Consider the following 23,393-nt stretch of genomic DNA (forward strand, 5'->3'; position numbering starts at 1 on the left):
AGCTCCTCCTCGGACCCGGCACGATGGACCTGTGACCACCCTCTCCTCGCTCCTGAGCGACCGCCTCCGCACCGATCCCGGGCAGCCGCTCGTGACGTTCTATGACGAGGCGACCGGCGAGCGGGTCGAGCTCTCCGTCACCACGTGGTCCAACTGGGTGGCGAAGTCCAGCTCGCTGCTCGTCGATGCCCTCGGCCTCGAGCGCGGCCAGTCGCTGCGGATCGACCTGCCGCCGCACTGGCTGGGGACGGTCTTCCTCGGCGCGGCATGGAACGCCGGTCTCGTCCTCACCGATGCCAGCACCGACGGCGGACGGCCCGACGCGGTCGTCACCGGCCCCGACGGGGTGGAGTCGTGGTCGACGTACGGCGGCCAGGTTCTCGCCTGCGCCCTGAAGCCGCTCGGCGTGCGGTTCAGCGATCCGCTGCCGCGCGGTGTGCACGACGTCGGCGTCGAGATCTGGGGCCAGCCGGACGCGTTCCTCCCGTGGGACCCGCCGACCCAGGAGGATCTCGCCGTCGATCTCGAGGGACTGCGGCTCACCCAGGGACAGATGTGGGAGGCGGCCGCGGCTTCCCCGGCACGCGGCCGCCTCCTCTCGGAGGTGAACCCGGCTTCCCCACCGGGGCTCACCTCCCTGACCGGGCCGCTCGTTCACGGCGGCTCGGTGGTCCTGGTCGTCAACGCCGGCCCGGAACGCCTCACGGCGATCGCGGCGACGGAGCGCGCTCAGCCGGCCAGGTCGTACCCCTTGAACCCGTAGCCGAGCACCCGCGGCGTCTTGAGCTGGCCGGCGGCGTCGGCGTACAGCGCCCAGAGCGTGCCGTTGCCGTCGCGGGCGACGAGGTCCGAGTGCCCGGTGACGTCCAGGGCTCCGACGCCGATCACCCAGTCGTAGCCGGCGACGCTGCGCTTGAGCGCCGTCGGCGACGAGAGTCCGCCGGGGCCGTTGCCCTTGTAGAGCACGAGGCTGTTGCCCTTACGGATCAGCACGTCGGGTGCCCTGTCGGCATCCCAGGTACCTGCCGGGATCTGCGCCGCACCCGCGACGCGGGCGTACATCGGGTAGGCCGCGGTGATGCCGGTCGCACCGTTGCCCGGATAGACCATCATCCCGCTGGACGTCTGGGCCATCAGGTCCGGCAGGCCGTCGCCGGTCATGTCGCCGACCGCCGAGATCAGCGTGGCTGAGCCGAAGTTGCCCAGCCTGTAGGCGCCGGTGAACGTGCCGGCGCCGTTGCCGAGCGTGAGGTAGAGCACCCCGGTGGTGGCCCGATAGAGGACGTCGCCCCGGCCGTCGCCGTTCCAGTCGCCGGCATTGAGGACCAGGTTGGCCCCGGAGAGGTCGAGGTTGGTGACGACGGGCAGGCCGAGGTCGGTGCCGTCGTTCTTCCGCAGCAGATGCAGGCGGGCACCGGTGACGGTGAGCACCTCCGGGCTCGCGCCGCCGAGCATCTGGACCGCCCCGCTGATCGGCCCCTCCTTCTTGAAGCCCGCGTACGGGCCGAGGTTCCCGGAGAAGCCGGTGCCACCGTTGCCGAGTCGGACGTAGCCCTTCTTGTTCGCGTTGCGGTAGATGATGTCCGCGCGCCGGTCGCCGTTGAAGTCAGCGACCGCCAGCGAGGACGCACTCTGCCAGCCACTCCCGAGGCTGCGTCGCGCGGCGAACGCGGCGCGCCCGTTTCCGGCCATCCACCACAGGCCGCCATGGGTGTCGCGGGCGACGAGGTCGGCGCGGCCGTCGCCGTTGATGTCAGCGGCGCTGATCCAGTTGTAGGCCGCATAACTGGCACTGCCGAGGTTCCGGGCGCGGCTGAAGGTGCCGTTGCCCCGGCCGAGGAGGAGCCTGAGGCGACCGCCCTTGGTGATCCGCGAGGCCACGTCGTTGAGGTGATCGCCGTTGACGTCACCGAGCGGGATGATGAGGTTCCGACCCCGCGCCTTCCTGGTCTTGTGGGTCGCCCTGCCGAACGTGCCCGCGGCGGTGCCGGGACGGATCGCCAAGTCACCCTTCGCGTTCCATGCCACGACGTCCGCGCGGCCGTCGCCGGTGAGGTCGGGCGAGAGCACGAAGCGGCTACCAGAAGCGCCCTTGGAGGCGATCACGCCGTTGAACCCGGACTGGCCGGTCGTCGGGATGATCACCGCACGCTTGTCGGACGTACGCCGCGCGATGATGTCGGGTTGCGCGGTCCCGACCAGGTTGGAGTTCTTGCGGGCGAAGGCCCAGCCCTTCTGGAGCGCCGTCGCTGCGCGACGGATGTCGGCCATGCGTGCATAGAGGTACTTGCCCGGGCAGGCGGTCGCCTTGGTGTCACGGTGGGCCATGATCGAACTGGAGAAGGTACGGCCCTCGATCTTCACGTTCGTCGCGGCTGCGGAGACCCCGTGGAGGGAGAGCTTCCACGCGAAGAGGGCCGCGTAGGCACCGATGATCTCCTGGCTCGGCGTGGCGATGTCGTAGTTGCCGATCGCGCTCATGGCGAAGGAGTCGTTGTTGTAGTTCTCGGTGTGGGCACCGACGACGGGGCGGTCGACGCCGCCGTACCTGCCCTCCCAGATCCGGCCGAAGCGGTCGACGAGGAAGTTGTAGCCGATGTCGCGCCAGCCCTTGGACTTCACGTGGTAGGCGTAGATGCTGCGGATGATGCCGGGGACCTCGGCGGCGGTGTAGTCGTTGGCGTTCACGGTGTGGTGGACGAAGGCACCGTGGATGGTGCCGTACGACGGCGCCGTCTGCTCACGCAGCTTCTCGTTCGCTCCCCACTGGGCGCGGCTGTAGATGTAGGGCTTGGCCACCTTGCTGGCCGCCAGCGTGATCGCGTCCTCCGTGACCGGCGTCTCGTCCGCGGCAAGTGTGATCGCACCGGCTGAGGGCGCGGCGGAAGTCACGTCACGTGACGGGACCATCTCGCCGCTGGCGTCGGGAGCGGCATCGGGAATGGTCGGGAGGGTGTTGGTGTCGATGTCGGGCGTCTCCGCCTTGGTCGAGCTCGGCGTGCCGGGGTCGATGACCGCCAGCGTCATGTCCTGGGGCAGCTCCGAGCTCTTGACCTGGGCCTTCACCTGGACCTGGTCGACGTGACCGACCAGGGCCTCGTCGGTGCCGGGACGGGCCTGGGCCGCCTCCGCCGTGCCGGGGTCCGGCGCGTGCTCGTCGTGGTAATCGAGGTCCGCCCAGTCGGTCCACTCGCCGTCGGTCTGGGTGCGCACCTGGACGTTGATGTCGCCCTCGGCGATGTCCTGGCCGTGCTCCCACGTCACGCCGACCGTGCCGAAGCCATCGACGTCCTGCGGGTCGCTGACGATCGTGGTCGTGCCGGTCTTGACGTCGGCAACCGTCGAGGCCGCCAGGCCGCCGCTGCCCTTGACGTACACCGCGCTGCGCGCCGCGCCACCGGTGGTGGCCAGCGCCGGCTTCATGCCCGGCGCCGGCGCCGTGAGGGCCACCTCGCGCACGTCAGGGTCGACGGGCGCCGTGGGCACCTCGGCCGGCTGGTCGGCGATCGACTCATAGGCGGCGAGCGCCGTCGCGACGTCACTGTCCTCGGTCGAGACACCGCGAGTTGGGTGCTCGCGCACGACGTCGAGGGAGACGACGTTGGCCGCCGGCACGAGGGCGGCGAAGACGGCACCGAGAACCAGCAACTGCTGGCAACCGGCGATGAATCGGGACTTCTGGGCATGCATAGGAACGCTCCGGGTGTGCGGGGAAGAGTCACACGAGACAACAACTGTCACACCAGTAACGGAGGTTGTGAAGCATTCCTGAGTAACTACAAACGTGTAATTTCCAGCCCTGCGCAGGCGTGTCGCGAGATTAAAGTAAAATTACATGGATGTAGTTCGCGCCGAAATGTCGAAGGACCGCCCCGTAGGGCGGTCCTTCAGCGTGGCGCGCCAGCGCGGGCGGGAGCTCAGACGTCGGCGCCGAGCTCGTTGTCGGAGATCTGGTCGGCACCCTCGAGACCGAGGTCCTCCTCGTAGCCGACGTACCGGATGCCGTCGACCGCTGGGCCGTCGAAGCCCATCTTCCCCTTCTCGAGGACGATGACGCGGTCACACATGCGCGCGACGGAAGCCGCAGCGTGGCTGACATAGACGAGGGTGACACCGCTGTTGCGGACCTCCTCCATCTTGGCCAAGCACTTCTTCTTGAACGGCTTATCGCCGACGGCCAGAACCTCGTCGGCGAGGAAGATGTCGCCGTCGACGTGGATGGCCACCGAGAAGCCGAGACGGGAGTTCATACCGCTGGAGTAGGTGCCCACCGGGGCGTCGATGAAGCGGCCGATGTCGGCGAACTCGACGATCTCCTCGAGTTTGCGCTCGGTCTCCTTCTGGCTCATGCCCATGATCGCGGCGTTGAGGAAGATGTTCTCCCGACCCGAGAGCTGCGGGTGGAAACCAGCACCGGTCGCGATCAGGCCGGCGATGCGGCCGCGGGTCAGGACCTGTCCGGAGTCCGGCCGCATCGTGCCGTTGATCAGCTTGAGGAGCGTGGACTTGCCGGAGCCGTTGAGCCCCATCAGGCCCACCGACTCACCCTGCTCGATCTCGAAGGAGACGTCGTCGACGGCCGTGAAGGTGTCGCTGATCTCCTGGCCCCGCAGCATCGCGACCGTCATCTGCTTGAAGGTCTTGTGGTAGCGAAGGGTGAAGTTCTTGGTCGCGTGGTCGACCTTGATCGCAGTCGCCATCAGAGTCGCTCCGGGATCCGCTTCTCGAACCTGCTGAACACAAGTTGTCCGATCACCAGGACGATGAGACTCAGCGCAAGCGTGAGAGACCCGCGGAGCACCATGTGGTCGGGCATCACGGCGATGGCGGTGGTGCCGTCATCGCCCGTCGTGACCCAGAAGGCGCGCTGCATGAAGAGCACCGCCATTGCGATCGGATCGGCGAGGTACACGTTCTCCAGCCAGGTCGGGAGCGCCTTGTGGACCATCTCGTAGGAGTACACCATCGGCACCCCCCAGCGGACGTAGTTGGTCACGATGCCGACGAAGCTGCCGAAGTCACGGAAGAACACGTTGGCGACGCTGAAGAGCAGCGCGAGAGCTGTGCCGAGCGCCATGGCCAACGCGACGGCGAAGCCGAGGCCGACGGCCGTCATGGCGTCCGGGTGCCAGCCGGTGAAGAGGCAGACGATCACCATGATGACCAGCTGCGGGCCGACGTGGACCAGCGAGACCAGCATCGCCGACACGGGAAACATCTCGCGGGGCAGCGCCATCTTCGTCATCAGCGCCTTGTTGCGCACGATGGAGCGAGTTCCGGCGCCAAAGGTCTCGGTGAAGAAGTGGGTGACGATCAGGCCGGCGAAGACGTGGATCGGGTAGTTCGGGATGTTCCCGTGCGCCCCCATGATCTTGCCCATGATGAACCAGTAGATGAAGAACTGGCTCAACGGATTGAGATAGGACCAGATGAAGCCGAGCGCCGAGCCCTCGTAGCGCGAAGCGAGCTCGCGCTCGACGAGCAGCTTCAGCAGGTAGCGCCGCCGGAAGACCTCCAGCAGTCCTTGGCTGGCCGACGGGGCGACGAGCTCGCCCTCGACCACCCGAACCTGGCGCGCTGGCGCCTCGGTCGTCGTCCCCTCGGTCATGAGTCGCTCCGTGAGGAAACGAGCGCCAGCGAGGCCCGGAGCGGGGCGGCGAATGGCCGCAACGAATCTGTCATGCCTCGTCCTTCGTGTCCGTCCAGGGCTTGAAGGTCTCTGCCCACGTCTCGGGTGAGGTGATGTCCTTCAAGGCGGCACGGTACTGCTCAGCCAGAGCGGGCCACTCACGACGGTACCGCTCGTGGATCGCGAGGGTCCGCTTGAGCAGCTCGCGGTAACGCTCGGGGTCGCGTTGGTAGAGCGCGGCCGACGTGCCGTCGTTCATGGAGACGATCGCCGAATCGAAGCTGGAGAGCTTGTACCACTTGGCGTCCGCGGCCGGGACCTCCGCCTCGGGGTACGCCTCGGCCAGCGGCCGGGTCGGCTTGAACTGCCGGATCGGCGCCAGCGCGGCGCTGATCAACTGGGACCGACGACTCGGCACCTGCGAGATCGAGCGGCCCTTCTTCGGGGGCTTCGTCCGTCGCACCGGCGGCAGGTCGTCGCGGTCCGCGATGAGCCGGGCGTCGCTGAACTCCTTGCGGAACGCGTTGACCTCCGCCAACCGGGTCGGCAGCATCTCGTGGAGGTGCTGCGGGCCCTTGAGCACGTCCTCCATGGCCTGCAGCCGGAGCTCCGCCGTGGAGTACTGCATGGAGACCAGGTGGGCGATCTGGTTGTTGCGGCTCTCGCGCAGCAGCCGGCCGCCCTTGGGGTAGATCGAGTGCAGCAGCGCCGCCACGATGCGGTTGCGGTGGTGGAAGTAGGCCTGCCAGTCGAGCGCGTCGTTCTTGTCGCTCCACGGGACGTGCCAGACGGCCGCGCCCGGCAGGGTGACGGTCGGGAAGCCGTGCTGCTGGGCACGGAGGCCGTACTCCGAGTCGTCCCACTTGATGAAGAGCGGCAGGGACAGCCCGATCTCGCGCATGACCGCGAGCGGGATCAGGCAGGAGTACCACCCGTTGAAGTCCACGTCCCAGCGCTTGTGCAGCCACCGGGCGGAGCGGATGTTGCGCGTGGAGAAGTCCCAGGCGACGTACGCATCCTCGGGCGTGAGCCACCAGAAGCGCCACGGCTGGATGATCTCGCCGAAGCTGTGCAGCCGGGACCGGCTGTACAGGTTGAACATCATGCCGCCGACGATCGTGGGGCGACGTGACAGGTCGCCGAACACGACCTGTCGGATGACCGACTCCGGCTCGCAGACGACGTCGTCGTCCATCATGAGGGCGTACGTCGCCGTGCCCTTGGTGAGCGACTCGAGCTGCCCACGGGCGTAGCCACCGGAGCCGCCGAGGTTGCCCTGCTCGATGATGCGGAGCTTCTCCCCCAGCACCGCCTGGGCGGCCGGGAACTCGTCGGAGTCCTTGACCAGCTTGGAGCCCTGCTCCATCACGAAGACGGTGTCGAGGTACGGCGCCAGGTCGGCGTCACCGAGCTGCTGGAGGAGCTTGGCGCAGAACTCGGGGCGGTTCATCGTCGTGATGGCCATGTCGACCGTGCCGTGCTGGCCGCGCTCTGCGGGGACCTCCGCGGTCCACTCGGCGGAGACCACGGCTGGGCTCAAGCCCCCGACGACGTCGTACCAGTACCAGCCGCCGTCGACGAACGGGCCGAGCGAGAGCTCGAAGGTGAAGGTCGTCGCCTCCTGGCTCTCGGTGAAGGCGGCATCGACGCGCTGGCTGTTGCCGTTGGCGAGCGACTTGTAGACGATGACGTGCGCGTCGGCGCCCTCGACCGTCACGTTGAGCGTGACGGACTCGACGACGGTCCAGCGTCGCCAGTACGACGCCGCGAACCCGTTGAAGAAGGTGCCGAAGGAGACGCTCTGGCCCGGCAGGACCTTGAAGCGGGTGCGGTCGATCAGCTGCTCGGGCTGCACGCGGCGGCCCGACGAGGTCGCCTGGCGGATCTGGGTGTTGTTGATGTCCTTGGCGGCCTGGGTCCCGCCGACGACGTACTTGTCCTCATCGAGACGGGCGTCCTCGAGGTCGACGTACAGCGCCATCACCTCGATGTCGCGGTCCAGCGGCATGATCTGGCGCTGGAGCAGGCGGGTCACCGTCTGCTTCTCGGTCCGGGTCTCGGTCATGGTGCTCATTCGGCGATCCCTCCGGACGCGAAGGCTGCGCCGTCAGTGAAGTGGGGCTTGATCTTGTTGTCGTACATCGAGAGCGCGGCACCGATGGCCATGTGCATGTCGAGGTACTGGTAGGTGCCGAGGCGGCCGCCGAAGAGGACCATCGGCTCGGCCTTGGCCAGGTCGCGGTACTTGAGCAGCATGGCGCGGTTCTCGGCCGTGTTGATCGGGTAGTAGGGCTCGTCACCCTCCTCCGCGAAGCGGCTGTACTCGCGCACCACGATGGTCTTGCCCTTCGTGTAGCGGTCGGCACGCTCGGGGTGGAGGTGCTTGAACTCCAGCTCACGGGTGAAGGGGACCTCCGGGTCGTTGGCGTTGACCACGCCGGTGCCCTGGTAGTCGTCGACGTCGAGCGTCTCCTGCTTCAGGTCGACCGTACGCCACGAGAGCCGGCCCTCGGCGTAGCCGAAGTACTCGTCGACCGGGCCGGTGTAGACGATCGGGACCGTGCCCTTGAACTCGTCGATGACGTCGAAGAAGTCCGTCTCCAGGCGGAGTTCGATGTTGGGGTGGTCCGCCATCCGCTCGAGCCACGCGGTGTAGCCGTCGACCGGCAGGCCCTCGTACTTGTCGTTGAAGTAACGGTTGTCGAACGTGTAGCGAACCGGGAGGCGCGTGATGATGTCGGGCGAGAGGTCCCTCGGGTCCTTCTCCCACTGCTTCGCGGTGTAGCCCTTGATGAAGGCCTCGTAGAGCGGGCGCCCGATCAGGGAGATCGCCTTCTCCTCGAGGTTGGTCGCCTCGTCGGTGTTGAACTCGGAGGCCTGCTCGGCGATCAGCGCGCGTGCCTCGTCGGGCGTGTGGCTGGATCCGAAGAACTGGTTGATCAGCGCGAGGTTCATCGGCAGCGGGTAGACCTGCCCCTGGAACTTGCCGTAGACGCGGTGGCGATAGTCGGTGAAGGCCGTGAACCGGTTGACGTACTCCCACACCCGCTCGTTGGAGGTGTGGAAGAGGTGGGTTCCGTACTTGTGCACCTCGATCCCCGTCTCCGGGTCGATCTCGCTGTAGGCGTTGCCGCCGACGTGCGGGCGGCGCTCGATGATGAGCACACGCCTGCCGAGGTCGGCGGCGACGCGCTCGGCGATGGTGAGGCCGAAGAGGCCCGAGCCGACGACGACGAGGTCAGGAAGATCGGTTGGCACGATCGGTCAGTCTACGAAAGGCCGGACCAGGGTCCGCATTGCCGCGCGGTGCACGATTAGTCTGTCCGGGATGAACATCACACGGGTGCTGCCCCAGACGGCCAGGCAATGGGGGCTGGCCTGGGCGTGCAGCCTCATCCTGGTCGTGGTCATGCTCGTCATGTCGGCCACCACGAACGTGCCGCTGCGCGACCCCGACAACGTGCTGCCGGGTTACATCCGCTTCCCGCTGATCGTCGTGGGCGTGCTGGCGGTCGACGTGCTGCCGCGGTGGATCCTGCGGATGAGCCGCGACCGGGTCGGTCCGGTGGACTCCTTCAAGGGCGTGATGCGCGACCGCTGGCCCGCCTCGCACTGGTGGTTCGCCGCGAACGGTGTCGTCTCCTGGTACGTCTGCTACGCCGCCTTCCGCAATGTGAAGTCGATGGCACCGATCGCCAACCCCGGGCTGTGGGACGACCGCCTGGCGCATCTCGACCGCTTCTTCCTCGGCGGCCACGACCCGGCCGACGTGCTGCACTCGATGCTCGGCCAGGGCTGGGCCGCCCACCTGCTGTCGGACGTCTACTTCCTCTGGATCGCGATGGTGCCGGTGTCGATCGCGGTCGCGCTGGTGTGGACGCGGTTCACGAGCGCGGGCGCCTGGTTCGTCACCGCCGTCAGCGTCGACTGGCTGCTCGGTGCGCTCCTCTACTACGTCATCCCGACTGTCGGCCCGATCTACTCCGACCCGAAGACCTTCGCGCACCTGCCGCACACCTACGTGACCGAGCTCGCGAGCTCGATGTGGGATGACCGGGTCAAGGTCTTGGCCGACCCGACGACGTACGACGGGCTGCAGACGATCGCGGCCTTCCCCTCGCTCCACGTCGGGATCATGGTGACGATCACCCTGACCGTCGTGCTGATCCGGGTGCCCCGGATCGTGCGGATCGCGGCCTACGTGATGCTCGTCCTGACGATCCTCGCGACCGTCTACCTCGGCTGGCACTTCGGCGCCGACGTCATCGGCGGGGCCCTCCTCGGTGCCTTCGCCGTCTGGGCCGCGGCCATGGCGACCGGCAACCACGAGGGCTGGCGCCCGGCGCTCAGGCCGCAGGAGGCCCAGGAGCTGGACGAGCTCGCATCGAGCGCGCTGACCACACGGCCCTGAGGACGTTGCGGGCCTCGCCTCGTCGTCCGCGCACGATGCTGAGCAGCGCGACGGCGAGGGCGATGAACCACGGCTTGAGCCGGACCGCGGCGTTGGCGCCATAGCGGAAGTGCACCGCGAAGAGGTTGCGGTACATGTAGAAGCCCTTCCAGCCGGCGAGGTCATGCTGCTGGCTGAAGTCGATCTGGCGGATGAGGCGCGCGTCGCGGATCCCCCAGATGGTCCGACCGGTCGCTCGCGCGCGCAGGGCGTAGTCGACGTCGTCGTAGAAGATGAAGAAGCTGTCGTCCGGGAGGCCGATCTCCTCCACGACCGAGCGCCGGATCATGAAGCCCTCGAAGGCGACGTTCTCCAGCTTCACGCGCTCCGGCATGTCAGCGCGGGTGCCGTACGTCGACACGACACTCGCCGTCTTCGGCTTGATGTGCAGCGGGTTGGTGAGGTCGAACCGCAGGGCGGCGTACTCCGCCAGGTCGCCCTTGGTGCCCTCGCGCACGGCCATCAGGCAGTCCTCGTCGTGGGCCAGGAGGACGGTGAGGCAGTCGGGCGAGGGGATGACGTCGTCGTCCATCAGCCAGATCCGGTCGAACCCCTGGTGGTAGGCGGCCTCGACGCCCTTGCGGAAGCCGCCTGCGCCCCCGAGGTTGTCGGGGCTGGTGATGACCTGGAGTCCGGCCAGCGTGCTCGCGCCGAGCACCTCCGCGGTGCGGTCGCTGCTCGCGTTGTCGACCACGATCACGGCCTCCGCCGGTGTCTCGAGTCGCGCGAGCCCGAGCAGCATCTGCTCGAGCAGGTCGGCACGGTTGTACGTGACGACGACGATCGCAACCGTCTCGCTCATCGCAGGAACCTCTCGTGTCCCGTGAAGTCGCCGCGCAGAGCCGCCCACCATCCCTTGATGCTCAGTGCGATGCGAGCTGGCTGGCGGCGGGTGAACGTGTAGAACCACAGCGTCTTGGTGACGAAGGCGAGCGCGTGCGGCCAGCCCTTGTAAGTACGCAGGTTGAGCAGGTTGTTGCGCGCCATGCAGTAGTGCTTGAGGTCGCTCGGGCTGTGATTGTAGGTCGTGCGGCCGAACATCATCGGCGTGCCCAGCTCACCGACGCTCGGGTGGAGGAACCGCGCGCCCGTAACGGTCGCGATGCGGGCACCCGCCGCCTCGGCACGCAGGCGGTACTCGTGGTCGTCGCCCCAGATGAAGAACTCCGCGCGCGGCACGCCGATCCGTTCCACGAGCTCGCGGGTGACGAGCACGCCGTTGAACGGGATGACGATGTCCTTGAGGATCCCGCCGGTCGCGGCCTGCTCGACGCTCGCCACGTCGTGCGCGACCTTCGTGCCACCCGGCAGTCGGATCGGGAAGACCAGCCGCCCCGGGTCGGCCTCGTCCACGACGATCGGGCCCCAGAAGTCGAGGCCCTCCGCCGTCAGCAGGGTCGCCAGGCATCCGTCAGCAGGTACGCCGTCATCGTCCATCAGCCACACCAGGTCGGCGCGGCGCTCCACGGCCCACGACAGTCCGGTGGCGAAGCCACCGGCCCCGCCCGTGTTCGTGGCCAGCGTCCGACCGAGCACCTCGGCCTTCTCGCCCACGAGCCTGTCGCCCGCATCGAGGCCCACGAGCCACTCCCCCGTGCCGTCCGTCGACGCGTTGTCGACCACGAGGATCTCGTCGAGCTCCGCCGTCCGCTCGAGCACTTCCACCAGCCGCTGGACCAGGGCGAGGCGGTTGTAGGTGACGACGACAGCGATGATCCGGCGGCCCTCAGTCACGGCCGCAACCCTAGCCGGGGCCCGCCGAGTCCGGGGTTTCTGCCATCGATTACGACGGCCGGTTTCGGTCCCGCACGTCGCTGCGCCAGCTGTCGGGGACTACGCCAAAGGGACCACCCAAAGGGACCACCCAAAGGGTCCAGTCAAAGGGACCACCGGCTGGCGGCGCCGGCGGTCAGAACCCAACTACACCTACCGACGCCTCCCCAACGGTCAGGTGCCTTCACGCGCAAGACGTAGGCCAGCCGGAGGTCAGCAGGAGGCGGCGAGGTCGTCCGACTGGTTCGCGGCGTAGCCGGTCTTGAGGGAGCCGATCGAGCCACCGGTGATGACCGGGTCGGAGGAGCTCTCGGTGTCCGTCGCGGTGGTGGTCGACGTACTGCCGGCGGGCTTGGCGACCTTCTTCGTCGCCTTCTTGCCGTCGATCGCGGCGGCGATCATCCGGCGGATCTTCGCCTCGTTGGGCTTCGAGGTGATGATGGCCGGCGGGACGAGGGAGACGGTGGCGATCTTCTGCTTCTTGGCCTTGAGGGCGAGCGACACGAAGTTGCCGACCTCGCTCGACGGGATCGACGTCGACACCATCGAGGACGACGCATCGGCGATCTTGGAGAAGTGTGTCAGCACCGTCTGCGGCGACAGCTGCGAGAGCATCGCGCCCATCACGCACTTCTGCCGGGCCATGCGGGAGTAGTCGTCGGAGGTGGCGCGTGAGCGCGAGTACCAGAGCACCTGCTCGCCCGACAGCTTGCGCGTGCCGGCCTTGATCCAGCCGGTGATCTCGCCGGTCTTGCCGATCGGGACGTCCTGGCGGACGTTGATGGTCACGCCACCGACGGCGTCGACGAGCTCGTGGAAGCCGTGCATGTTGACCATCGCCCAATAGTTGATGTCCAGGCCGGTGATGCCCTCGACGCCCTCGATGGTCGCCTCGACGCCGGGCTTCTTGTAGCCCTTGAAGAGCGCGGTGTGGTCCATCGCCCAGGTGGACAGGCCGTTGAGGTACTTGCCGTTGCCGCCCCAGCCGTCGGGGAACTGCTCGGCCATGACCGAGCCCGGCTTGAACTTGAAGTTGCTCATGTTGCGCGGCAGGCCGACGAGCACGGTCTTGCCGGTCTCGGCGTCGATGCTCGCGATCGTCATCGAGTCGGGGCGCAGGCCGGTGCGGCCGGCACCCTCGTCGCCGCCGAGGAGCAGGATGTTGAAGCGCCCGTCGTGCGCGCCGGTCACCTTGGTGCCGGAGAACATCGAGACCATCAGGCCGCGCTGGACGCCCACCATGTGTGAGCCGAAGAACAGGGGTACGGCGACCAGCAGTGCCAGGCCGACGTTGATGCCGAGCACCATCCGTCGATGGGGAAGCAGCAGCGCCAGGCCCTCGGCGCGTGGCTGCCCGATCCGCCAGGCGTCGAGGAAGAGCCAGGCCCAGGCGAGTGCCAGCGCGATCAGCCCGAAGCGCATGATCGCCAGGACGTCGGGCGAGCTGGCCACCCAGAAGGCGTAGGAGTGGTCGATCGCCGCAAGCAGGACCGAGCCGAGGACGAGCGCGAGCAGACCGATCCAGACGCGGAGGGCGATCCGACCGACACGGCGGTTGCCCGCAAGCAGTTGGGCCGAGCCCGGCACGACGAGTGTCATCACCAGCAGGGCGACGGCACGGCGGAAGCGGACGCGGGCAGCGCGCTCTGCCGCCGTGGCTCGACCCCCAGACATGGAAGAAGTATCACCAGTCACAGGCGTCACAGCGGTGACGCCACGCCGGGCTCTGTCTCGCCCGCTCGGCTCAGGCGTGGCACGGTACGGTCAAGCGCGTGAGTGACGAGCAGGATCCGGAGTTCGGCTGGCTGTACGGCGCCAAGGGAAAGCCTGAGCAGCCGCCCGCCGGCGCGGCGCCCGACGCCACCCGGGCGATGCCGATCCAGTCGCGGCCGAAGCCGTCGTCGGACGAGGTCCGGTCGGCGTACCGACCGAAGCAGGCGGCGTCCACCCCCGGCGGCGGCACGCCCACCCCTCCCCCGCCGAGTACGCCGACGTCACGCGGCACCGAGTACGGCGGCTCCCGTGGCCCGCGCCTCCGCCGGCCCAGTTTCAAGAGCGTCCGGCGGGTCATCGCGCTCCTCCTGGTCGTCTGGATCGGCTCCCTCGTGTGGGTCGGCCTCGCCGACGCCAAGGCGCTGCACCGCGTCGCCTACGAGCCGACCGGAACGCGCCCCGCGGACCAGCCGGGAAAGACCTACCTCGTGGTCGGTTCGGACTCGCGTCGCGGACTCACGAAGGCCCAGCAGCGTCGCCTCAAGGCGGGGCCCGACATCGGGCAGCGCACTGACACGATCAAGCTGCTCCACACCGGCAGCGGGCCGACCGTGATGCTCACGATCCCGCGAGACTCCTATGTCCCGATCCCCGGCCATGGCTCGGCGAAGATCAACGCCGCGTTCTCGATCGGCGGCCCGAAGCTGCTGGTGAAGACAATCGAGGCCGACACGGGCCTGCGGATCGACGGCTACTTCGAGATCGGCATGGGTGGTCTGATCAACCTCGTCAACTCCGTCGGCGGCATCACCATCTGCCCGACGACGGACATGGACGACCCGCTCGCGCGGCTCGACATCAAGAAGGGCTGCCAGCACGTGGGTGGTTTCAAGGCCCTCGGCTACTCCCGCTCGCGCCATGCGCAGAAGCTCGGTGACCTCGGCCGGGGCCAGGCCCAGTCGGAGGTCATCGGCCAGATCGGCTCCAAGCTGGCCAGCCCCAGCCGCCTGCTCAACCCGTTCGCGCTCGCCAAGCTCAAGCCGGGCATCCGGGGCATCACGGTGGGCAAGGGCATGAGCAACCTCGAGATCGCCAAGTTCGGATGGGCCTTCAAGTCGGTGTCGTCGGGCAAGGCGCTGCAGTGCGGCATCCCCATTTCCGACATGTACATCCACTGGGACAAGGCCCGGGCGCTCAAGCTGCTGGGCTACCTCAAGACCGACCAGACTGACCAGATTCCCGCCAATCTCTGCACACCTTCTGGCCTGCCCAAGTCGGTCACGGGCTGACCCACGCCGGGGTCGGGCATGATGCTGACATGACCTGGGAGACCCTGACCCTCGACGTCGACGCAGACGGCGTGGCCCTGCTGACCCTCAACCGGCCGGAGGCGCTCAACGCCTTCAACATCCAGATGTCTTTCGACCTCCTGGACTTCTGGACCAAGCGTGCAACCGAGGACGACATCCGCGCCGTCGTCGTCACCGGTGCGGGGCGCGGCTTCTGCGCCGGCATGGACCTGACCCGGGAGGGCAACGTCTTCGGGCTCGACGAGTCGGTCTCCGATGTCACGCCCGAGGCACTCGCCGCGCATCTCGACGAGGAGCCCTACGACACCGGGGTCCGCGACGTCGGCGGCAAGATCTCCATGGCCGTCCACGCGCTGCCCAAGCCCGTGATCGCCGCGATCAACGGCCCCGCAGTGGGCATCGGCGCCACGATGACGCTGCCGATGGACCTCCGCCTCGCCTCGACGAACGCCCGGATCGGCTTCGTCTTCGGCCGCCTCGGCATCGTCCCCGAGGCGACGTCGTCGTACTTCCTGCCGCGGATCGTCGGCATCCAGCAGGCGTTGGAGTGGGTCTACTCCGCCGACATCTTCACCGCTGAGCAGGCCCTGGCCGGCCGCCTGATCCGCTCGGTGCATGACCCCGAGGAGCTCGTCCCGACGGCACTCGAGCTCGCCCGCTCCTTCGTGGTGGGCCGCTCGGCCGTGGCCATCGGCCTCGCACGGCAGATGCTCTGGCGCAACACGGAGTCACCGCTGCAGGCCCACCTCGCCGACTCGATCGCCATGTGGCACACGAGTGTCGGCGACGGCAAGGACGGCGTCGCGGCGTTCCTCGAGAAGCGCGCGCCGCACTTCACCACGAAGCCGAGCGAGCTGCCGCGGATCTATCCGAGCTGACCGCTCAACCGAGCGTCTCGGCCAGGAACGGCTCCAGCTCGGCCCAGTGCCGCTGCTCGCCGGCCTCGTCATAGCTCGAGGTGTCGGTCATCGAATAGCCGTGCGGCGAACCCGGGTAGATCGCGCTGGTGAAGGTCGCACCCGCCGCCGTGAGGGCCGCGTCGAGCGTGGCTGCGTTCTCCGGCGTCATCGAGCCGTCGTTGTCCGCATGCCCGAAGAGGTACGTCGCCTCGCCGGTGACCACGGTGTGAGGGCTGTCCGGCGCGTCGGTGACGAGTCCACCCCCGTGGAAGCCAGCGACCGCCACGACCACGCCGGGGAACTGGCCTGCCGCGCGGATCGCGAGGCGGGCTCCCATGCAGTAACCGGTCGTGGCGAGGGGCAGTTCGGGGCCGACGTACGACTGGAGGGTGGCGACGTAGGCGACCGTGTCGACGGCGGCCAGGTCGGAGGTGAGCCCGTTGACCCGGTCCATCACGCCGGACGCGAAGAAGGCGGCGCGGCTCTCGGGGTCCATCAGGCTCCCCTTCGGCTCCAGCTCCTCGGCGGTCCCCCAGCGGTAGAACACGTTGGGTGCGAGGACGATGTAGCCCCACGACGCGATCCGGTCGACCATCTCGGCGATTCGCGGGCGAAGTCCGATGGCGTCCATGAAGAAGAGCACGCCGCCCTTGACCTCGACACCCTCCTCCGGACGGGCCAGATAGGCCTCGGCGGTACCGTCAGACGTCTGGATCTCGATCAGCTCAGCCATGTCCTGCACGGTATCGAAAGGTAAAACGATGACGGTCCCCACCCTCACCTTCCACAACGGCGTCGACATCCCGCAGCTCGGCTTCGGGGTCTGGCAGGTCTCCGACGACGAGGCAGAATCCGCCGTGAGCACCGCCTTCGAGGCCGGTTACCGCCACATCGACACGGCGGCGGCGTACGGCAACGAGCAGGGCGTCGGTCGCGCGATCGCCGCGTCCGGCCTCGACCGCGACGAGCTCTTCATCACCACCAAGCTCTGGAACAACGCCCAGGGCTACGACAACGCGCTCAAGGCCTTCGAGGAGAGCCGCGCCCGCCTCGGCCTCGACGTCGTCGACCTCTACCTGATCCACTGGCCCACTCCGGAGCGCGATCTCTATGTCGAGACCTGGAAGGCGTTCGAGAAGCTGTACGCCGACGGGTTGGTCCGTGCGATCGGCGTCTCCAACTTCCTTCCCGAACACCTGGACCGGCTGATCACGGAGGGCACCGAGGTCCCGGTGATCAACCAGGTCGAGCTGCACCCTGGGTTCCGCAACCTCGCCACCGAGCAGGCCGATGCGGCGCACAGGATCCTCACCGAGGCCTGGAGCCCGCTCGGCCAGGGCACACTGCTCGAGGAGCCGACGCTCGTCGAGCTCGCCGAGGCCAAGGGCCGCTCGGTCGCCCAGGTGATCATCCGCTGGCACCTGCAGTCCGGCCGTGTCGTGATCCCGAAGTCGGTCACGCCGAGTCGGATCCGGGAGAACATCGACGTCTTCGACTTCTCCCTGACCGACGAGGAAATGGCGGCGATCGAGGCGTTCAACACCGACACGAAGATCGGCCCCGATCCGGCGGCGTTCAACAACTGAGCCGTCAGCGCCCCCGTGGCACGATGAAGGGGTGAGTGAGACACGGACCTGGCTCGACCCGGCCACCATCGATCGGCTCCTGGACGACAGTCACACCTGGGCCGTGGTCGGCTTGAGCGGCGATCCCTACCGGACCGCGTACTCGATCGCCCAGGAGCTGCAGCAGCACGGCAAGCGGATCATCCCGATCCACCCCGAGGCCGACGAGATCGGCGAGGTGCTGGGCGAGAAGGTCTACCCGACCCTGGCCTCCGCCGCGGCGGAGGTCGGGCAGATCGACGTGGTCGACGTCTTCCGCCGCTCCGAGGCAGCCGGGCAGTTCGCCGACGAGGCCGTCGCCATCGGAGCCGGCGGCGTCTGGTTCCAGATGGGCGTCGTGGATGAGGCGGCCTTCCGGCGCACCAGCGACGCCGGCGTACCGATGGTCATGGACGTCTGCCCCAGCCAGATCTGGTGGCGGCGCGCCCGATCAGCTCAGAGCTGAGCGTTGCGGACGACCTCGCCCTTGGCGTGGGCGGTCGCCTTCAGTGAGGCCTGGAAGTCCAGTACCTTCGCCGTCAGGTCGGAGTCCCCGATCGCCAGCATGCGTACGGCGAGCAGTCCCGCATTGCGCGCGTTGCCGATCGACACAGTGGCCACCGGGACGCCCGCGGGCATCTGCACGATGGAGAGCAGTGAGTCCATCCCGTCGAGGTACGTGAGCGGCACGGGCACGCCGATCACCGGCAGCGGCGTGACGGCGGCCAGCATCCCCGGCAGGTGAGCCGCGCCGCCCGCGCCGGCGATGATCACCGAAAGGCCACGCCCGTGGGCATCCTTCCCCCACGCGATCATCTCCTCGGGCATCCGATGGGCCGAGACGACGTCTGCCTCCCACGGAATGCCGAACTCGGTGAGCGCCGCGGCGGCCGCCTGCATCACCGGCCAGTCGGAGTCGGAGCCCATCACGATCCCCACGCGGGCGCTTCCGTCAGACACGTCACTCACCTTCATTCGCTGTCGTTGCCGAGGTCACCGGCGAACCACGCCGCCGCGTGCCGAGCCCTCTCCAGCACCTCGTCGAGGTCGGAGCCGTAGGCGTTCACGTGCCCGACCTTGCGGCCCGGGCGCAGCTCCTTGCCGTAGAGGTGCACCCGCAGGTGCGGATCCCGGGCCAGGGCGTGCGGGAAGCCGTCGTAGAGACGACCCGCGCCGGACGACGCGGCCGAGCCCAGGATGTTGACCATCACCGTCCACGGCGCACGCGGCGCGGGCGAGCCGAGTGGGAGGTCCATCACCGCGCGCAGATGGTTCTCGAACTGGGAGGTCTCGGCACCGTCCTGGGTCCAGTGGCCGGTGTTGTGCGGCCGCATCGCCAGCTCGTTCACGAGCAGTCGGCCATCGGTGGTCTCGAAGAGCTCGACGGCCAGGATGCCCGTGACACCGAGCTCTCCGGCGATCCTGAGCGCCAGGCTCTGCGCCTCGGCACCCAGGTCGGGTGCGAGGTCGGGTGCCGGGGCGATCACCTCGTGGCAGATCCCGTCGCGCTGCGTGGTCTGCACGATCGGATAGGCCGCCGCCTGACCGGACGGCGAGCGGGCGACGATCGCCGAGAGCTCACGTCGGAAGTCGACGAGCTCCTCCGCCAGCACCTGGACGCCTGCGGCCGCTGCGACCTCGAACGGCTCAGCGGCGTCAGCCTCCGACCGGACGATCCACACTCCCTTGCCGTCGTACCCGCCGCGCGTGGTCTTGAGGACGCACGGGAAGCCGAAGTCGCGGACCTCGGCCACGGTGGTGACGATCGCGTTGCGGGGGCAGGGGGCGCCGAGCTCCGCGAGGCGGGTCCGCATCAGTCCCTTGTCCTGGGCGAAGACGAGTGCCTCCGGCCCCGGGCGTACGGCGACGCCAGCTCCCTCGAGCGCCCGCAGGTGCTCCATGGGGACATGCTCGTGGTCGAACGTGACCGCCGCGCATCCCTCGGTGACCGCACGCAGAGTCGGAAGGTCGCGGTAGTCGCCGACCTGCTGGTCGGGGATGACCTGGGCGGCAGAGACGCCCTCAGCCTCGGCGAGCAACCGCAACGGGAGGCCGAGTGCGATGGCCGGCTGCGCCATCATGCGGGCGAGCTGCCCGCCGCCGATCACAGCAAGGGTCGGTGCGAGCTCAGCCACGGGGGAAGACTATCGGTGGCTGCGCGGAGGCTCCGAACCGTCAGCCGGCGACGTTCTCCGAGACCTTCTCGAACCTCAGGCCCTTCCCGCGGATCGTCGAGATGAGCGTGGGGCGCCGGGTGTCGTCCCCGAGCTTGCGGCGGACCCAGCCGAGGTGGACGTCGATCGTCTTCGAGTTCGTGAAGAACTCGGTGTTCCACACGTCCCGCATGAGCTCCTGGCGGCTGACGATCGCGCCCGCATTGGAGATCAGCTTGTAGACGAGGTCGAACTCCTTGCGGGAGAGGGTGACCTCCTGGCCGTTGCGCCATGCCCGACGACTGTCGGGGTCGATCCGAACGTCCTGCACCTCAATCACAGGGGCAACCGTAAAAGGAGTGCACCGGCCTCGGAGGCCGTTTGCAGGCTGGTGCCGGTGACATCTTCCTGCCAGCGGGTGGCCTGATCGGACGTGTCCGGACTTGTCCGGATCCTGTCCGAGCGTCAGTGTCGGAGGACGGCGACGGGCTCCAGAACGCCGAATCCGCGGACCGGGCGCGCAGGGAGGCGGCGGGTCTCGAACTGATCGGACGGCAGGAGGGCCGCGGTGGGCTCATCGATGATGATCCGGTTCCTACGGGCGACCGCGGTGAGGCGGGCCGCCATGTTGACCGGCGGGCCGAACACGTCGCCCATCCGGAGAACCACCGACCCGGTGGCCAGGCCCAACCGGACGTCGGGCATCCGGGCGTCGCGCCCGATCACGTTGATGATCCCCTCGGCGGTGTCGATCGCCGCGATCGGGTCCTCATTCACGAAGAGCACCGAGTCGCCGAGCGACTTGATCACGCGGCCCTTCTGGAGCGCGACGACATCGGCGCACCGCGACTCGAAGAGCTCGACCAGGTCGCCGATCTTCTCCTCCGACAGGGTGTTGGACAGCGCCGTGAAGGAGACGATGTCCGCGAAGCCGACGGTCACCTGGGTCGTGTTGGCCTCGTCCGCCGCGTCGAGTCGGCCCATCGCGTTGGCCATGTGTCGGCGCCACGCGTAGAGCATCAGCTCCTCGAAGGAGGGGTTGAAGGTGGCGGCGAACTGGTCGGCCGCGGCGCGGTAGGGCGCCGGGATGCCGGCCTCGGTCTGCCCCCCGAGCTGGTGGACGAGGGCCGAGACCTCCCACTCCGCCAGGCGAGCCATCGACAGGCCCAGGCCGCGGGTGAGGTTGACCGCCATGTCGAAGTCGACGACACCCGCCTCGAGGAAGCCCGACAGGGTCCGCAGCGCCTGCACGTCGGCGTCGGAGTAGACAGCCTCGTCGCCGCCGTCGGCGAAGCCGAGGGCCCGCCACAGCCGCTTGCCCTGCTCCTGCGGGACGCCCGTCAGCTCAGCGACCTCGGCCGACGTGTAGCGCGGCGATCCCTGCTCTGGCACGTCCGTCATCCTCTCAGGTGGCACGCAGATGGACGACGTCACCTGCCGCGACCGTCACCGGGCCGGCCTCGGTCGAGATGATCAGGCACCCCGTCTCGTCCACCGCCTGTGCGACCCCCGTGAGGACGTCCCCACCCGGCAGCTCGGCACGGACCTGCCGTCCCAGCGTTCCGCTCATCTCCCTGTACGCCGACGCCGCCTCCTCCGGATCGGCCAGCCAGTCCGCATAGTGGGCGAAGAGCGATCGCAGAAGCTCGCGGAGCACGGCGGTCCGGTCCACGGGCCCACCCGAGGCCAGGGCGAGTGACGTCGCGGTCTCGACGGGGAGGTCGTCCGCACCCATCGACGTGTTGAGCCCGATGCCGATCACTGCTGCCGCCGTACCTGCGCCGAAGGCCGGGGTGTCCACCCGCTCGACCAGGATGCCGCACACCTTCCGCTCTCCCTCGCTCGTCCGCAGCAGCACGTCGTTGGGCCACTTCACCAGGGCGTCGTACCCCAGCGAGCGCAGCGCGGACGTCACGGCGAGCCCGGTGAGCAGCGGCAGCCACGTCCACCGCGTCGGCGCGAGGCCGTCCGGACGCAGCAGCACGGAGAAGGTCAGGGCAGTCGAGCGCGGCGTCGTCCAGGTCCGATCGAGGCGGCCACGCCCAGCGGTCTGGTGCTCGGTCGCGATCACGAGGCCATGGGCCGCGCCCTGCCGCGCGCGTTCGGCCAGGACGGCGTTCGTGGAGGGCGTCTCGGACAGGATCTCGACGACCCAGTCGTCCTCTCCTGTGGCGAGCGTCACAAGGTCCAAGGGCTCAGGTGCAGGCACAGACAGTAGGGTGCCACCTTGTGAGTGCCGAGAACGTGACTGCGCCCGAGGAGACGATCGATCTCCACACCACCGCTGGCAAGCTGGCCGACTTCGACCGTCGCATCGACGAGGCGGTCCACCAGCCCGCCGCCAAGGCGCAGGAGAAGCAGCACGCCAAGGGCCGCAAGACGGCCCGCGAGCGGATCGAGATGCTCTTCGACGAGGGTTCCTTCGTCGAGGTCGACGAGTTCGCCCGTCACCGCTCCGTGGCGTTCGGCCTGGAGAGGACCCGGCCGTACGGCGACGGCGTCATCACCGGCTACGGCACCGTCGACGGCCGCCAGGTCTGCGTCTTCTCGCAGGACTTCACCGTCTTCGGCGGCTCGCTCGGTGAGGTCTACGGCGAGAAGATCGTCAAGATCATGGACCTCGCCATGAAGACCGGTTCACCCATCGTCGGCATCAACGAGGGTGCGGGCGCCCGCATCCAGGAGGGCGTCGTCTCCCTCGGCCTCTACGGCGAGATCTTCCGCCGCAACGTCCGGGCCTCGGGCGTGATCCCGCAGATCTCGCTGATCATGGGCAACTGCGCGGGCGGCCACGTCTACTCCCCCGCCGTCACCGACTTCACCGTCATGGTCGACCAGACCTCGGCGATGTTCATCACCGGTCCCGACGTGATCAAGACCGTCACCGGTGAGGAGATCTCGATGGAGGACCTGGGCGGTGCCCGGGCCCACAACACCAAGTCGGGGGCCTCGCACTACATGGCGCACGACGAGGAGGACGCCATCGAGTACGTGAAGGCGCTGCTCTCCTACCTCCCGAGCAACAACCTGGAGGAGCCGCCGGCGTACGACGAGGTGGCTGACCTCGAGCCGACCGACGAGGACCTCGCGCTCGACACCTTCATCCCCGACAGCCCCAACATGCCCTACGACATGCACGATGTCATCACGAAGGTGCTCGACGACGGCGAGTTCACCGAGGTGCACCCGCTCTTCGCGCCGAACATCGTGGTCGGCTTCGGTCGGATCGAGGGCAAGCCGGTCGGTGTCGTCGCGAACCAGCCGATGCAGTTCGCCGGTTGTCTCGACATCGACGCCTCCGAGAAGGCCGCGCGCTTCGTGCGTACCTGCGACGCCTTCAACGTCCCGGTCGTCACCTTCGTCGACACCCCGGGCTTCCTGCCCGGGTCGGACCAGGAGCACACCGGCATCATCCGCCGCGGCGCGAAGCTGATCTACGCCTACGCCGAGGCCACCGTCCCCCTCGTCACCGTCATCACCCGCAAGGCCTTCGGTGGCGCGTACGACGTCATGGGCTCCAAGCACCTCGGTGCCGACATCAACCTGGCCTGGCCGACGTCGCAGATCGCCGTGATGGGCTCGCAGGGCGCCGCCAACATCATCCACCGCCGTGAGCTGGCGACCGTCGCAGAGCAGGGTGGCGACGTCGAGGCCCGTCGGGCCGAGCTGATCGACGAGTACGAGACCACGCTGGCCAACCCGTACATCGCCGCCGAGCGTGGGTACGTCGACGCCGTGATCAAGCCGCACAAGACCCGCGCCGAGGTCATCAAGGCACTCCGACTGCTCACGACGAAGCGCGACAGCCTGCCGCCCAAGAAGCACGGGAACATCCCACTGTGAGCGGCAGCGAACGATCAGG

General features: G+C 68.4%; 21 protein-coding genes. 7 read left to right on the plus strand and 14 right to left on the minus strand.

The window, feature by feature from the left end; genetic code table 11:
• The first annotated feature begins 31 nt into the window (after nt 1-31).
• On the plus strand, nt 32-763 hold the full coding sequence (locus LH076_RS11820) for a TIGR03089 family protein (RefSeq protein WP_227780914.1): 732 nt from the start codon (nt 32-34) through the stop codon (nt 761-763).
• Here the strand turns inward: LH076_RS11820 and LH076_RS11825 are convergent.
• From LH076_RS11825 to glf, 5 genes are all read right to left on the minus strand, one after another.
• Nucleotides 730-3,690 carry an FG-GAP-like repeat-containing protein gene (locus LH076_RS11825; protein ID WP_227780915.1) on the minus strand — a complete coding sequence of 987 codons (2,961 nt, stop codon included), beginning with the start codon at nt 3,688-3,690 and terminating at the stop codon, nt 730-732. The genes LH076_RS11820 and LH076_RS11825 overlap by 34 nt on opposite strands.
• A 227-nt stretch (nt 3,691-3,917) precedes the next feature.
• Nucleotides 3,918-4,700 (minus strand): ABC transporter ATP-binding protein, encoded by a 783-nt coding sequence (locus LH076_RS11830; protein ID WP_227780916.1) that lies wholly within the window; start codon nt 4,698-4,700, stop codon nt 3,918-3,920.
• A complete protein-coding gene (locus LH076_RS11835; RefSeq protein ID WP_227780917.1) occupies nt 4,700-5,608 on the minus strand; it encodes an ABC transporter permease in 909 nt (302 codons plus the stop codon). Before LH076_RS11835 ends, LH076_RS11830 begins: the two co-directional genes overlap by 1 nt.
• A gap of 70 nt (nt 5,609-5,678) precedes the next feature.
• Nucleotides 5,679-7,703, minus strand: a complete 2,025-nt coding sequence (locus LH076_RS11840) for a glycosyltransferase (protein WP_227780918.1) — start codon at nt 7,701-7,703, stop codon at nt 5,679-5,681.
• The gene (glf, locus tag LH076_RS11845; RefSeq protein ID WP_227780919.1) at nt 7,700-8,887 is read right to left on the minus strand and encodes a UDP-galactopyranose mutase; all 1,188 of its coding nucleotides are present in this window, start codon (nt 8,885-8,887) and stop codon (nt 7,700-7,702) included. Before glf ends, LH076_RS11840 begins: the two co-directional genes overlap by 4 nt.
• A 70-nt stretch (nt 8,888-8,957) precedes the next feature.
• On the opposite strand from glf, the gene LH076_RS11850 reads away from it, so the two are divergent.
• Nucleotides 8,958-10,040: a phosphatase PAP2 family protein gene (locus LH076_RS11850; protein ID WP_227780920.1), complete on the plus strand. Its 1,083-nt coding sequence runs from the start codon at nt 8,958-8,960 to the stop codon at nt 10,038-10,040.
• Here LH076_RS11850 and LH076_RS11855 read toward each other — a convergent pair.
• From LH076_RS11855 to LH076_RS11865, 3 genes are all read right to left on the minus strand, one after another.
• Nucleotides 9,976-10,881: a glycosyltransferase family 2 protein gene (locus LH076_RS11855; RefSeq protein ID WP_227780921.1), complete on the minus strand. Its 906-nt coding sequence runs from the start codon at nt 10,879-10,881 to the stop codon at nt 9,976-9,978. The genes LH076_RS11850 and LH076_RS11855 overlap by 65 nt on opposite strands.
• Entirely contained in the window at nt 10,878-11,813 is a 936-nt protein-coding gene (locus tag LH076_RS11860) for a glycosyltransferase (RefSeq protein ID WP_227780922.1), read from the minus strand. Before LH076_RS11860 ends, LH076_RS11855 begins: the two co-directional genes overlap by 4 nt.
• Nucleotides 11,814-12,065: 252 nt before the next feature.
• A complete protein-coding gene (locus tag LH076_RS11865) occupies nt 12,066-13,526 on the minus strand; it encodes an LCP family protein (RefSeq protein WP_227780923.1) in 1,461 nt (486 codons plus the stop codon).
• Nucleotides 13,527-13,624: 98 nt separating this feature from the next.
• On the opposite strand from LH076_RS11865, the gene LH076_RS11870 reads away from it, so the two are divergent.
• Both LH076_RS11870 and LH076_RS11875 read left to right on the plus strand, forming a co-directional pair.
• Entirely contained in the window at nt 13,625-14,854 is a 1,230-nt protein-coding gene (locus LH076_RS11870) for an LCP family protein (protein ID WP_227780924.1), read from the plus strand.
• Between the two features lie 29 nt (nt 14,855-14,883).
• Entirely contained in the window at nt 14,884-15,753 is an 870-nt protein-coding gene (locus tag LH076_RS11875; RefSeq protein WP_227780925.1) for a crotonase/enoyl-CoA hydratase family protein, read from the plus strand.
• 4 nt (nt 15,754-15,757) lie between these two features.
• Here the strand turns inward: LH076_RS11875 and LH076_RS11880 are convergent, their stop codons facing one another.
• Nucleotides 15,758-16,507: a dienelactone hydrolase family protein gene (locus LH076_RS11880; RefSeq protein ID WP_227780926.1), complete on the minus strand. Its 750-nt coding sequence runs from the start codon at nt 16,505-16,507 to the stop codon at nt 15,758-15,760.
• 28 nt (nt 16,508-16,535) lie between these two features.
• Here LH076_RS11880 and LH076_RS11885 point away from each other — a divergent pair, with 28 nt between their 5' ends.
• Nucleotides 16,536-17,360, plus strand: a complete 825-nt coding sequence (locus LH076_RS11885) for an aldo/keto reductase (RefSeq protein ID WP_227780928.1) — start codon at nt 16,536-16,538, stop codon at nt 17,358-17,360.
• Between the two features lie 31 nt (nt 17,361-17,391).
• Nucleotides 17,392-17,844 carry a CoA-binding protein gene (locus LH076_RS11890; protein WP_227780929.1) on the plus strand — a complete coding sequence of 151 codons (453 nt, stop codon included), beginning with the start codon at nt 17,392-17,394 and terminating at the stop codon, nt 17,842-17,844.
• Here LH076_RS11890 and purE read toward each other — a convergent pair.
• The 5 genes from purE to LH076_RS11915 all read right to left on the minus strand — a co-directional run bounded on the left by purE (nt 17,835) and on the right by LH076_RS11915 (nt 21,713).
• The gene (gene purE, locus LH076_RS11895) at nt 17,835-18,353 is read right to left on the minus strand and encodes a 5-(carboxyamino)imidazole ribonucleotide mutase (protein ID WP_227780931.1); all 519 of its coding nucleotides are present in this window, start codon (nt 18,351-18,353) and stop codon (nt 17,835-17,837) included. The two genes, LH076_RS11890 and purE, sit on opposite strands and share 10 nt — an antisense overlap.
• Nucleotides 18,350-19,513 (minus strand): 5-(carboxyamino)imidazole ribonucleotide synthase, encoded by a 1,164-nt coding sequence (locus LH076_RS11900; RefSeq protein WP_227780932.1) that lies wholly within the window; start codon nt 19,511-19,513, stop codon nt 18,350-18,352. The genes purE and LH076_RS11900 overlap by 4 nt, the downstream gene beginning before the upstream one ends.
• Nucleotides 19,514-19,553: 40 nt before the next feature.
• Nucleotides 19,554-19,871, minus strand: a complete 318-nt coding sequence (locus LH076_RS11905) for a winged helix-turn-helix domain-containing protein (protein ID WP_227780933.1) — start codon at nt 19,869-19,871, stop codon at nt 19,554-19,556.
• A 125-nt stretch (nt 19,872-19,996) separates the two neighbouring features.
• Nucleotides 19,997-20,923: an adenylate/guanylate cyclase domain-containing protein gene (locus LH076_RS11910; RefSeq protein ID WP_415753128.1), complete on the minus strand. Its 927-nt coding sequence runs from the start codon at nt 20,921-20,923 to the stop codon at nt 19,997-19,999.
• Nucleotides 20,924-20,936: 13 nt separating this feature from the next.
• On the minus strand, nt 20,937-21,713 hold the full coding sequence (locus tag LH076_RS11915; protein ID WP_227780935.1) for a biotin--[acetyl-CoA-carboxylase] ligase: 777 nt from the start codon (nt 21,711-21,713) through the stop codon (nt 20,937-20,939).
• A 47-nt stretch (nt 21,714-21,760) separates the two neighbouring features.
• On the opposite strand from LH076_RS11915, the gene LH076_RS11920 reads away from it, so the two are divergent.
• Complete coding sequence (locus LH076_RS11920; protein WP_321573700.1) at nt 21,761-23,374, plus strand: acyl-CoA carboxylase subunit beta; 1,614 nt, start codon at nt 21,761-21,763, stop codon at nt 23,372-23,374.
• Nucleotides 23,375-23,393: the final 19 nt, after the last annotated feature.

The sequence above is a fragment of the Nocardioides sp. Kera G14 genome (assembly GCF_020715565.1).
Lineage (GTDB): Bacteria > Actinomycetota > Actinomycetes > Propionibacteriales > Nocardioidaceae > Nocardioides.